This is a genomic window from Agrobacterium sp. DE0009, from assembly GCF_007680755.1.
In the GTDB taxonomy this organism is placed as follows: domain Bacteria; phylum Pseudomonadota; class Alphaproteobacteria; order Rhizobiales; family Rhizobiaceae; genus Agrobacterium; species Agrobacterium tumefaciens_B.
Map to the genome: position 1 here is coordinate 1,622,218 of NZ_VEIU01000001.1, position 12,073 is coordinate 1,634,290.

A 12,073-nucleotide genomic window follows, 5' to 3' on the forward strand; every position below is an offset into this window, starting at 1 on the left:
GCCCGATATCGAGCTTTGACGGGCAAAAATCAAGGCTTGCGGCGAAAAGCTTGCCGCAATCTCTTGGGGGACCCGGGGGCCGCCCTATCGCTGCTTGCGGGAAAGGCGCGCCATGATCTGTGCGGTGTAATCCACCATTGGCACGATACGGGCATAATTCAGCCGCGTCGGGCCGATGACGCCGACCGCACCCACGACTCGATTGTCCTCATCGCGATAGGGCGCGACGATCAGCGAGGAGCCGGACAGCGAAAACAGCTTGTTTTCCGAACCGATGAAAATCCTCACGCCTGACCCGCTTTCAGCAAGATTGAGGATTTCGATGAGGTTTTCCTTGCGCTCGAGATCGTCGAACAGCAGCCGGACCCGGTCGATGTCTTCTTCACCGGCAAGTCCCTCCAGCAGGTTGGAGCGACCACGCACGATGAGGCGGCCAAGCTTGCCGTCCTCGCTGTCGCCAGCCCACATGGCAAGGCCGCGCTCGACGAGGTCCTGTGCCAGCGTGCCGAGCTCCGACTGAAGTTCCGCCCGCTGCGTCTGAAACTGGCTGCGCAGTTCCTGCAGCGTCTGGCCCGACAGGTGGGCATTGATGAAATTCGCCGCCTCGGTCAGTTGCGACGAGGAAATGCCCGCCGGCAACTCGATGATGCGGTTCTCCACCTGATTATGGTCGCCCACCAGCACGGCAAGTGCCTTGGTCGGCTCCAAGCGGATGAATTCCACATGTTTCAGAATAACGTCGTTTTTCGCGGTCAGCACGAGCCCCGCACCGCGCGACATGCCCGAGAGCATACGGCTCGCCTCTGTCAGCAATCCGTCCAGCGATTGCTCGTGGCCAGCGACGGGCCCGATCTGGCGATCGATATTGGCCCTTTCCTCGGCGGGCAGATCGCCCACTTGCATGAAGGCATCGACGAAAAAGCGCAATCCCGTCTGCGTGGGCAAGCGCCCGGCGCTGATATGCGGCGAATAGATGAGGCCCAGCTCTTCAAGGTCGCTCATGACATTGCGAACGGAAGCAGGCGAAAGCGACATCGGCAGAAGTCGCGACAGACTGCGCGACCCGAGCGGTTCGCCCGTATCGAGATAGCCTTCGACGATGCGCCGGAAAATTTCCCGCGACCTTTCATCCAGCAGGGATGCCTGATCTTTTGAAAGCGGTGCAGAAAAACCCATCTCGTCCGTTCTTTGTCGTCTGTGTCCTGTCGTGGCTAATATAATGCGTCGCGCGGCTCCGGCAAAATGGAAATTGGCTTTGCAAAAGAACGGCCCGCGTCTTAGAAGGCAGGAACCAACATGGAGAGTGGATCATATGCGGCCTTCAGGCAGAAAAACCGACCAGATGCGCAAGGTTTCCTTCGAGCGCAATTTCTCGAAGCATGCCGAGGGCTCCTGTCTCGTGAAGTTTGGCGACACGCATGTGCTAGTTACCGCCAGTCTTGAAGAAAAGACCCCGCCGTGGCTGCGCAACAGCGGCAAGGGCTGGGTCACCGCCGAATACGGCATGCTGCCGCGATCCACCCATGAGCGTATGAAGCGCGAGGCTGCCTCTGGCAAGCAGGGCGGACGCACACAGGAAATCCAGCGTCTCATAGGCCGTTCGCTGCGCGCCGTCGTTGACCTGCAGGCACTTGGCGAGCGCCAGATCAGCATCGACTGCGATGTCATCCAGGCCGATGGCGGCACCCGCACCGCCTCCATTACTGGCGCATGGATTGCATTGCATGATTGCCTGAAGTGGATGGAAACCCGCAACATGATCAAGGTCGAGAAGGTTCTGAAGGACCATATTGCCGCGATCTCCTGCGGTATCTTCGCCAGCCAGCCGGTGATCGATCTCGACTATCTCGAGGATTCTTCTGCCGAGACCGACGCGAATTTCGTCATTACCGGCTCGGGCGGTATCGTTGAGGTTCAGGGAACGGCTGAAGGCGCGCCCTTTTCCGAAGAAGAATTCCTGACGCTGCTCGGTCTCGCCAAGGCCGGCTGCAGCGAGCTGGTCGCCCTTCAGAAACAGGCGATCGCCTGAGCCGACAGGAAAGTACCATGCGCAAGCTCGATACCAGAACGATCGTCGTCGCCAGCCACAACAAGGGCAAGATCGCCGAAATCGCCGATCTGATCGGGCCTTTCGGTTTCTCCGCCAAATCGGCGGCCGAGCTCAATTTTGTCGAGCCTGACGAAACCGGGACCACCTTCGAGGAAAATGCCGCCATCAAGGCGCTTGCCTCCGCCAAGGCGTCCGGCCTGCCGGCCCTGTCTGACGATTCCGGGCTTGTCATCGACGCGCTTGACGGTGCGCCCGGTGTCTATACCGCCAACTGGGCGGAGACGGCTGACGGCACGCGCGACTTCGCCATGGCGATGCAGAAGGTCGAGGATGCGCTTTCCGAACGCGGCGCCTCAAAGCCGGAAGATCGCACGGCCCGTTTCGTCAGCGTGCTGTGCCTCGCCTGGCCCGACGGCCATGTCGAATACTTCCGTGGAGAGGTGGAAGGCACAGTCGTATGGCCGCCGCGCGGAACCAGTGGGTTTGGTTATGATCCGATCTTCAAACCCGAGGGTTACGACACCACATTCGGTGAGATGACGGCGGAAGAGAAACACGGCTGGAAGCACGGCGACAGCTTTGCGCTGTCGCATCGGGCGCGCGCCTTTAAAAAATTCGTAGAAACCTGCCTGGAGGCATGAACCCGATGGTCGGGGAGCATCAACTTTCTGCCCCCGGCGCATCGCTTCTGCCGGATACGGGCGATCCCGGTTTCGGGATCTATCTGCACTGGCCCTTCTGCGCGGCCAAGTGCCCCTATTGCGACTTCAACAGCCATGTCCGCCACCGCCCGGTGGATCAGGAGCGGTTTACGGCTGCCTTCCTGCGGGAAATGGAACATATGCGGTCGCTGAGCGGCCCGCGCGTCGTCACCAGCATCTTCATGGGCGGCGGTACGCCATCGCTGATGGACCCGCAGACGGTTGGTGCGTTGCTGGATGGCGTGGCGCGTTTCTGGCATGTGCCCGATGGTATCGAGATCACCATGGAGGCTAATCCCTCCAGCGTTGAGGCAGAGCGGTTTCGTGGTTATCGCGCGGCGGGAGTAAACCGTGTCTCCCTCGGCGTGCAGGCGCTGAATGACCGCGACCTGAAATTTCTCGGACGGCTGCACGATGTCGCCGACGCATTGAAAGCCATCCGGCTGGCGCGGGAGATTTTTCCGCGCATGTCCTTCGACCTCATCTATGCCCGGCCGGACCAGACGGTGGCGGAATGGGACGCCGAGCTAAAGGAAGCCGTCTCCTACGCCGTCGACCATCTGTCGCTCTATCAGCTGACAATCGAAGAAGGCACGCCCTTTTATGGCCTGCACAAGGCCGGCAAGCTCATCGTGCCTGACGGCGAACATTCGGCCGTGCTTTATGAGGCGACGCAGGAAATTACCGAACGTTACGGCATGCCGGCCTATGAGGTCTCCAACCATGCCCAGCCCGGCGCCGAAAGTCGCCATAACCTCACCTACTGGCGTTATGGCGACTATGCCGGCATTGGGCCCGGCGCGCATGGACGCCTGACGCGTGGCGTTTCCAAGCTCGCAACGGCCACCGAACGCCACCCCGAGACTTGGCTCGAAACCGTCGAACGGGAGGGCCATGGCATGATCGATCAGGAACTGCTTGGCGTCGACGAGCAGGCCGACGAATTGCTATTGATGGGACTTCGCCTGCGCGAGGGCATCGACCTCGCCCGCTGGAGCGACCTTTCCGGCCGCGACCTTGACCCGGAAAAGGAAGAGTTTCTTCTTCAGCACGGTTTCGTGGAGAGGCTCGGCAATTCCCGCCTGCGCTGCACACCATCAGGCATGCTTATTCTGGATGCCGTGGTGGCTGATCTCGCCTGCTGACATCAGCGCGCCTTGTACGAGCCATAGAGCAAGATGAGAATAAAAAAGCGGCCCTGAGGCCGCTTTTTTCATGCGTTGTTTTCGTTGATCAGACGCTTCAGCAGCTCGACCTCATGGCCGAGTTTTGTGTCGCCAGAGATCAGTTCCTCGATCTTGCGCACGGCATGCAGAACCGTGGTGTGATCGCGCCCGCCGAACCGGCGACCAATCTCCGGGAAGGAACGCGGCGTCAGCATCTTGGCGAGATACATGGCGATCTGGCGCGGTTTGACGATGACGCGGGTGCGGCGGTTGGACACCAGCTCCTGCCGTGACACATTATAGTGCTTGGCGACGATGCGCTGGATATCCTCGATACGGACACGCTTGGCCTCACCCGTTCCGACGAGATGCGACAGCAGCTCATCGACACGGTCGACCGAGAGGTTCGGCTCGAAAGAGCGACGGAACATCAGCTGGTTGAAGGCGCCCTCCAGCTCGCGACCGCTTGCCGTCACGCTTTTCGCCACATGGGTCAGGATTTCGTCCGAAATCTCGAAGGACGGATCGTCCTGACGGGCCGAGCCGAGACGGCGGTTCAGCATCTCGTAGCGCATGTCGTAGTCAGGACCTTCGATTTCGATGGCCATACCACCCTGAAGGCGGGAACGGACACGCGGATCGAGCGATTCCAGCTCCCATGGCGCACGATCAGCTGCGACCACGACCTGCTTGGCGCTGTCGAGCAGCATGTTGAGCAGATGGCAGAATTCGTGCTGGATCATCTTGCCCTGCAGGAACTGCATGTCATCGATGACGAGCAGGTCGATGTTACGCAGCGTGTCCTTCAGCGTCAGCGCATCATTGTCGCGGATTGCGGTCGCAAACCGCCACATGAAGTATTCCGCCGTCAGATAGACCACGCGCGGATTGCGCGGGCTGTCTATCGCCGCATTGGCAATCGCCTGCAGAAGATGTGTCTTGCCGAGGCCAACGCCCGCGTGAATGAACAGCGGATTGAAGCGCACGGCACCCGCACCGGCTTCGGCGATCGTCTTTGCCGCCGCAAGTGCGACGCGGTTGGACGAGCCTTCGACAAAGGTATCGAAGGTGAAGCGTGTGTCGAGCGGCGAACCGAACAACGGCCCTGACCCGCCCTGGCGCATGGTAGACTGCACTGCGGCAGGCTGCGCCACGGGGGCCGCGGCTGGCTGCGACGGAATAAAGGACTTGTTACGTGGCGCTGCACCGGCATCCGCAGCGGGCTGCGCCTTGTCATCGATCTGGGACGGGCGCACCAGGCGGCTGGCCGAGCGGACCAGAATCTCCACCTTCAGCACATCCGGGTCCTCGCTTTGAACGAGGTTCGTGATCAGATCCATATAACGGTTGTTGATCCAGGACTTCAAAAAAGTCGTCGGAACTGTAAAACGGACGACGCTTTTCGAAACGGAATGGAGTTTGAGCCGTGCGAACCAGCTTGCATAGACCTCCGGGCCAACCTGTGCCTTGAGCCGCGCGCTGAAACGTTCAAATAGCGCATCGTGCGTCACAGCCGATTTGTCCCCTGCCGCGTCTGAGCAAGCTGCATCACATGCCTTTGGTGCGCGGTCCCCATCAGCCACCGCACCCATCGCCAAATTCAATTGCATATTGCCGCCTTTCAAATTGCCAATCATAGCCTGACGATCAAAGATCGATCGTCAGGGATCCCCCTCGTTTATTTATGCCCCCAGTGTCCCCCTCGAAAGAACACCAGAGCTCTTACCCGTTTGCGAGTCGGTTATCCCTTTTTCCTCCCCCTCATAGAGAGGCATGCGACACGCTAAAAACGCTCCTTTCGCTACAACCTTAAGGCGCATTCTTGAAGACAAAAGAACCCATCCCGTTCCGAGACCGAAACGGCACAAAAAGCTCCATGACTTGAAAAAACGGACCCCGAAGGAACCGCCAGCAAGAAGGTGAATATCGCCGATGACGATCATCGAGATAATCTGTGGACTGAGATCCGCACCCCTTGTTGAAATGCATTTAGGCAGGATCGTGGGTAGAGATCAATGGCGTTTTTTCTGCAAAAACGGAGAACGGCCATTGACTCGCAAAGGCCGTTTTGCATCACCGAAGGGGTGCTAAGCAGAATCGCTTATGAATCAATGAGATTCAATTTTGGCAATTTCCAAGAGCCGTTTTTACCGAAAAAATAAAAATCTTCTTGACTCAAATCTCGATGCGACTTCCGTAGAGAAAGCCTGCCATCCTCGAGAAGACCTCCGATAACATATTGATTTTACTTTTATTTTCCTGTCGTCTGTTTGACACGCGTTTGTCACGTTACGACGGCAATGGTTAACGGCCAGTTAGAATCACAAAAAGCCCGGTCAAAAGACCAGGCTTTCTGAATAGTTAATTGTGATTAGCCGGATTAGGCCGAAAGAGCCTTAACGCGCTGGGCGAGACGCGAGACCTTGCGGGATGCGGTGTTGCCGTGCAGGACGCCGCGGGTGGCTGCGCGCTGGATCTCTGGCTGGGCAGCCTTCAGAGCTTCGGTAGCGACAGCGAGATCACCGGTAGCGATTGCTTCCTCGACCTTGCGAATGAAGCCGCGAACGCGCGAACGGCGAGCCTTGTTGACTGCGGTACGGCGAGCGATCTTGCGGGTCGCCTTTTTCGCCGAAGTTGTATTGGCCATGTATGCCTCTCTTCGAATTCAAACCAAATTCCGCAACCATAGGATCGGGTCGTTCGAAGACCTCAGGTAACCCAAGAATGCGGGAGTAATTTCGGACAAGCCGGATGGCTTTCCTTAACCGTGGGCGGGCATATACCGCTAAAGCTTACGCCCGTCAACGCGCAAAACGCTTAAAAGCGCCGATATTCCGAATCCTTAGCGATTCCGAAAAGCGGGTTTGCGCTTTTCGACAAAGGCCGCCATGCCCTCCTTTTGATCCGCCGTGGCAAACAGCGACTGGAAGGAGCGCCTTTCAAATCTCAGGCCCTCCGACAGCGGCACCTCGAAGGAGCGATTGACGCTTTCCTTGGCCATGAGCACGGAGGCGCGTGACAGCGAGGCGATGCGCGTTGCAGCCTCCGTGGCCTCATCCATCAGACTTGCAGCGGGCACGACGCGAGAGACGAGACCGGCGCGTTCGGCTTCAGCCGCATCCATCATGCGTCCGGTCAGAACCAGATCCATGGCCTTTGCCTTGCCGACCGCCCGCGTCAGCCGCTGTGAGCCCCCCATGCCCGGGATAACGCCGAGGGTGATCTCCGGTTGGCCGAACTTTGCGGTCTCGGAGGCGATGATGAAATCGCACATCATTGCCAGTTCACAGCCGCCTCCTAGCGCAAAGCCCGAGACTGCAGCGATCACGGGCTTGCGGGTCGCGGCCACCTCGTCCCAGCCGCCGAGGAAATCGCCGACATAGGCGTCAACGAAATCCAGCCCCTGCATTTCCTTGATATCAGCGCCAGCGGCAAAGGCCTTTTCGGAGCCGGTAATAATGATCGCTCCGATGGAATCATCGTTCGAAAATGAAGACAGAATGTGCCGCAGTTCTTTCAGAAGCGCTGAATTGAGGGCGTTGAGGGCCTTCGGACGATTGAGGGTGATGACACCCACCTCGTCGCGTTTCTCAACCAATATCGTTTCATAATCCACGGCAATCTCCCCTTTTCCGTACTCCAACAATGTCACTTCTGGCAGGCGGCACAATAGAATGTCGAACGGCCGGCCTGGACGATCCTTTCGACCGTACCCCCGCATCCGGGTGTCCGGCAAGGCTGACCTTCCTGATCGTAGACCGAAAAGGAATGCTGGAAATAGCCGAGCGTGCCGTCCGTCTGTATGTGGTCGCGCAATGATGAGCCCCCGGCGGCGATGGCATCGGCGATGACATCGCGAATTTTCTCCGTCAGGTCGACGAGTTGTGCTTTGGGCTTGCCCGCTTTCGTCACCAGCGTTCCTGCCGCCCGCAGTGGCGACAGATGCGCACGCCAAAGCGCCTCGCACACATAGATATTGCCAAGGCCGGCAATGACCTTCTGATCCAGCAGCGTGCTTTTCAGCGGTTGGCTTTTACCGTCGAACCGGCTTGCGAGATAATCGGCGCTCAGCGTATTGCCTGTTGGCTCCGGGCCAAGTTCCGCAAATGCGGGATAAAGATCGAGCTTGTTGCGCTCCACCAGATGCATGAAGCCGAAGCGACGCGGATCATTATAGATGACGGAGACACGCTCAACTCCCCTGTCGAGATGAAAGACGACGTGGTCATGCTTGCCGTCCTTCGAGCGGGGATGGTGGAATACGCCGGGTACGCTGCCTTCTGCATCGGCCTCCGCTTCCACACGGAAAGAGCCGGACATGCCGAGATGGGACACGATCGTCAGCCCGTCCTCCAGCTCGATCAGAAGATATTTCGCCCGTCTTCCGAGCGAGACGATTGTCTTCCCCTCGATAAGCTCCGCGAAATCCTCTGGAAACGGAAACCGCAGGTCGGGGCGGCCGAGGCGGAGCTTGCGAACCCTTGCCCCCTCCATGGCAGGAGCAAGGCCGCGTCTGACGGTTTCGACTTCTGGCAATTCTGGCATCTGGCTTATCCGGCAGTTTTTCGTTAGGACCATGTGGTCTATAAAGTGCACGCGAAATGTCGCGCCCAGGCGATGCGGCAACAGATAGCGTCGCCATGGCGTTTCCGCTATGGTCCGCCACGCAATAAATATGGAGACAGACGATGACCGACGCCCGTACCACTGCCCAAGGCGGCATGGAAACGTCCTATGGCTTCCACAAGGTGGACGAAGGCCAGAAGCAGGGGATGGTCAACGAGGTCTTCAACAAGGTGGCCAAGCGCTACGATATCATGAACGACGTCATGTCGGCCGGCCTGCACCGGCTGTGGAAGGACGCTATGGTCTCCTCGCTTTCGCCGCGCAAGGATCCCTCCTACAAGGTTCTGGACGTGGCTGGTGGTACAGGTGATATCGCCTTCCGGATCATCGAAGCTTCCAACCGTCTGGCGCATGCCACCGTTCTCGATATCAACGGCTCGATGCTTGCCGTTGGCGAAGAGCGCGCGGCTAAAAAGAAGCTTTCGGACAATCTGACCTTCGTGGAGGCCAATGCCGAGGAGCTACCCTTTGAGGCGAACAGCTTCGACGCCTATACGATTGCCTTTGGCATTCGCAATGTGCCGCGCATCGACGTGGCGCTGAAGGAAGCGCATCGTGTGCTGAAGCGCGGCGGGCGGCTGCTGGTGCTGGAATTTTCCGAAGTCGAGATGCCGTTGCTTGACCGCGTTTACGACGCCTGGTCGTTCAACGCCATTCCGCAATTCGGCAAGATGATCACCGGCGACGCTGAACCGTATCAGTATCTGGTCGAATCGATCCGCAAATTTCCCAATCAGGAGGATTTTGCGACGATGATCCGCACCGCCGGTTTCTCCCGTGTGACCTATACCAATTACACCGGCGGCATCGCCGCCCTGCATTCCGGCTGGAAGCTCTAAGACCATGGCCGGCAAAGGCAGGAGACAAGCATAAGCATGAGCACTTTGGGCGCATATTTCCGCCTCGCAAGGGTTGGTTGGGTTCTCGTGCGCGAAGGCGTCGTGCTCGCCCTGCCGTCCGACGATCTGCCTGCGCCCGCGCAGGTATTGAAGGCGTTGCTGAAGCCCTTTGCCCGCAGCAAGGCAAAACAGAGGCAACGCAGCGACAGATTGGCTGTGGCGGTCGAGCGGCTGGGGCCTTCCTATGTGAAAATGGGCCAGTTTCTCGCCACCCGGCCGGATGTGGTCGGGGCAGAATTTGCCGACGATCTGGCAAGCCTTCAGGACCGCATGGCCTTTTTCCCGCCTGCGGCGGCGAAAGCCAATATTGAAGGTTCGCTCGGCCGGCCCGTTTCTGAACTCTACAGGGAATTTGGCGATCCTATCGCCGCCGCCTCCATTGCCCAGGTTCATCCGGCAATTGTGGATACACCGAAGGGACCGCGCAAGGTGGCCGTCAAGGTCATCCGCCCCGGCGTGCGGCAACGCTTCCAGAACGATCTTGAGGCGATGTATCTGATCGCCGACCTGCAACAGCGCTTTGTCCGTTCGGCCCGTCGTCTGCGACCGGTCGAAGTGACGCGCACGCTGGAGCAGACGACCAAGATCGAGATGGATCTGCGGCTTGAGGCCGCCGCCCTTTCCGAGCTTGCGGAAAACACCAGGCAAGACCCCGGCTTTCGTGTTCCCGAAGTCGACTGGGAACGCACCGGTCGTGACGTCGTCACCATGGAGTGGATCGACGGCGTCAAGATGTCGGATATCGAGGGCCTGAAGGCCGCCGGTCACGACCTGAACAAGCTTGCCGACACACTGATCCAGTCCTTCCTGCGCCACACCCTGCGCGACGGTTTTTTCCATGCCGACATGCATCCCGGCAATCTTTTCGTCGATCCGCAGGGCATGATAGTCGCCGTCGATATGGGGATTGCCGGACGGCTCGGCAAAAAGGAACGGCGTTTTCTCGCCGAAATCCTCTACGGCTTCATCACGCGCGATTACATGCGGGTGGCGGAAGTGCATTTCGAGGCCGGTTACGTGCCGGGCCATCACGACATAGCGAGTTTCGCACAGGCGATCCGCGCCATCGGCGAGCCTATTCACGGCCAACCGGCCGAGACGATCTCCATGGGTAAGCTCCTGACCCTTCTCTTTGAAGTCACGGAGCTTTTCGACATGGAAACGCGGCCGGAACTCGTGATGCTGCAAAAAACCATGGTGGTGGTGGAAGGCGTCTCGCGCATGCTCAATCCACGCTTCAACATGTGGAAGGCGGCTGATCCTGTTGTCAGTGGCTGGATCAGGGACAATCTCGGCCCGAAACGCATCGTCACGGATCTGAAGGATGGCGTGAAGGCTGCCCTCAAGCTCGCCGAGGCAGCGCCGGAGATAGCCGCCAAAACGGAAAAGCTGCATTCCGAACTGATGTATATGAGCGAGAACGGTTTGCGTTTCGATGCCCAGACCGCAGAAGCCATCGGCAGGGCGGAAGCGCGCCATACCAGGTGGGGGCGGATAGCGCTGTGGGTTATTGCGCTGACGCTTCTTTATATTGCCATCAAAGTGAGCTGAACATCTCGGCACCTTCCCGTGCCATGTTTGTGTAACGTCTCGAGGTGATAAAGACCTGGCCTGTCATTCGGTCGGGCAGGTTGTGCGGGGTAAAGGGCTGCTTTGGAGCCGCGATAGTGCGCGGGTGTGAGAGACGGATGATGCCGTACGGGATTTTATTGTGATGGCAAAAGCGCAGATACTGAAACAGACCCTGTCCTATTCGTCCTGGCCACTCGTTTTTGGTGGCGGCCTCGTAGGGTCTTACTTCGCCTTCACGAGCAGCCATCCGATCGCAGCGTTTCTCAGTGTTTATGCATGTGCGGTCATCGCTCTCTTTCTTCTCGAGCGTTACATTCCCTACGAGGTCGAATGGCTCGAAGGGGATGGCGAGACGATGACCAGCATCGGCCATACGCTTCTGACCAAGGGGATCGTGCAACTTGCCGCAGCCGCATCTGCCATTTTCCCGATGCTGGCGGCAAACGTGCTGCAGCCGCTCGCGGCCATGCGCTTTGACCTGTGGCCGGCGCATCTGCCAATGGTGGTGCAGGTCGCGCTTGCGGTGACGGTTGCCGAATTCGGCCTCTACTGGGCCCATCGCATCGCCCATGAAACTGTTTTTTTCTGGCGGTTCCATGCCCTGCACCACAGCGTCGTGCGTCTCTGGGTCGTCAATACGGGGCGGTTCCATGTGGCCGATTCCCTGTTCAAGATCGCGCTCAGCCAGATACCGCTTTATTTCATGGGCGCACCGCTTCAGGTTTTCTGGTGGCTGGGTGCCGTGACCGCCTTCATCGGTATTTTGACCCATTGCAACGTCGATATGAAAACAGGGCTGCTCGATTACGTCTTCAGCACGCCGCGCCTGCACCGCTGGCATCACTCCAAACAACTTCCGGAAGGGAATACCAATTACGGCGAGAACCTCGTCATCTTCGACATCATCTTCGGCTCCTACCATAATCCCGACCGGCCCTCATCCACCGATATCGGCATCAAGGGTGAGATCGCGAAGGGTTTTGTGCCGCAGCTTGTGCAGCCGTTTACAAAGGATGGTGTGCGCCAGATCATCGGTAAAGATACAAAGATAAATTGATC

Annotated in this window: 11 protein-coding genes; 6 read left to right on the top strand and 5 right to left on the bottom strand. The window is 58.6% G+C overall.

The genetic code is table 11. The features are described 5' to 3' along the window. Positions 1-84: 84 nt before the first annotated feature. A complete protein-coding gene (gene hrcA / locus FS804_RS08175) occupies positions 85-1,176 on the bottom strand; it encodes a heat-inducible transcriptional repressor HrcA (RefSeq protein WP_063949524.1) in 1,092 nt (363 codons plus the stop codon). Between the two features lie 136 nt (positions 1,177-1,312). Here hrcA and rph point away from each other — a divergent pair, with 136 nt between their 5' ends. Genes rph through hemW form a run of 3 tightly spaced genes read left to right on the top strand, consistent with a single transcriptional unit; the run spans position 1,313 to position 3,896 of the window. Continuing rightward, positions 1,313-2,029 (top strand): ribonuclease PH, encoded by a 717-nt coding sequence (rph, locus tag FS804_RS08180; protein WP_063949523.1) that lies wholly within the window; start codon positions 1,313-1,315, stop codon positions 2,027-2,029. Between the two features lie 17 nt (positions 2,030-2,046). Then, positions 2,047-2,691: an RdgB/HAM1 family non-canonical purine NTP pyrophosphatase gene (rdgB, locus tag FS804_RS08185; protein ID WP_144576088.1), complete on the top strand. Its 645-nt coding sequence runs from the start codon at positions 2,047-2,049 to the stop codon at positions 2,689-2,691. A 5-nt stretch (positions 2,692-2,696) separates the two neighbouring features. Next, positions 2,697-3,896, top strand: coding sequence for a radical SAM family heme chaperone HemW (gene hemW, locus FS804_RS08190; RefSeq protein ID WP_144576372.1), 1,200 nt, complete (start codon positions 2,697-2,699; stop codon positions 3,894-3,896). 68 nt (positions 3,897-3,964) lie between these two features. Here hemW and dnaA read toward each other — a convergent pair whose 3' ends face one another. The 4 genes from dnaA to mutM all read right to left on the bottom strand — a co-directional run bounded on the left by dnaA (position 3,965) and on the right by mutM (position 8,462). Continuing rightward, the gene (gene dnaA, locus FS804_RS08195) at positions 3,965-5,554 is read right to left on the bottom strand and encodes a chromosomal replication initiator protein DnaA (RefSeq protein ID WP_371417828.1); all 1,590 of its coding nucleotides are present in this window, start codon (positions 5,552-5,554) and stop codon (positions 3,965-3,967) included. A 743-nt stretch (positions 5,555-6,297) separates the two neighbouring features. Beyond that, entirely contained in the window at positions 6,298-6,564 is a 267-nt protein-coding gene (gene rpsT, locus FS804_RS08200; protein ID WP_006310170.1) for a 30S ribosomal protein S20, read from the bottom strand. A gap of 195 nt (positions 6,565-6,759) precedes the next feature. Continuing rightward, a complete protein-coding gene (locus FS804_RS08205; protein WP_063949805.1) occupies positions 6,760-7,533 on the bottom strand; it encodes an enoyl-CoA hydratase in 774 nt (257 codons plus the stop codon). 32 nt (positions 7,534-7,565) lie between these two features. Next, positions 7,566-8,462 carry a bifunctional DNA-formamidopyrimidine glycosylase/DNA-(apurinic or apyrimidinic site) lyase gene (mutM, locus tag FS804_RS08210; RefSeq protein WP_063949520.1) on the bottom strand — a complete coding sequence of 299 codons (897 nt, stop codon included), beginning with the start codon at positions 8,460-8,462 and terminating at the stop codon, positions 7,566-7,568. Positions 8,463-8,605: 143 nt separating this feature from the next. Between mutM and ubiE the strand changes: the two genes are divergently transcribed. From ubiE to FS804_RS08225, 3 genes are all read left to right on the top strand, one after another. Then, on the top strand, positions 8,606-9,382 hold the full coding sequence (gene ubiE, locus FS804_RS08215; RefSeq protein ID WP_144576092.1) for a bifunctional demethylmenaquinone methyltransferase/2-methoxy-6-polyprenyl-1,4-benzoquinol methylase UbiE: 777 nt from the start codon (positions 8,606-8,608) through the stop codon (positions 9,380-9,382). 36 nt (positions 9,383-9,418) lie between these two features. Next, positions 9,419-10,993, top strand: a complete 1,575-nt coding sequence (gene ubiB, locus FS804_RS08220; protein WP_144576094.1) for a 2-polyprenylphenol 6-hydroxylase — start codon at positions 9,419-9,421, stop codon at positions 10,991-10,993. 163 nt (positions 10,994-11,156) lie between these two features. Continuing rightward, complete coding sequence (locus FS804_RS08225) at positions 11,157-12,071, top strand: sterol desaturase family protein (RefSeq protein WP_063949517.1); 915 nt, start codon at positions 11,157-11,159, stop codon at positions 12,069-12,071. Positions 12,072-12,073: the final 2 nt, after the last annotated feature.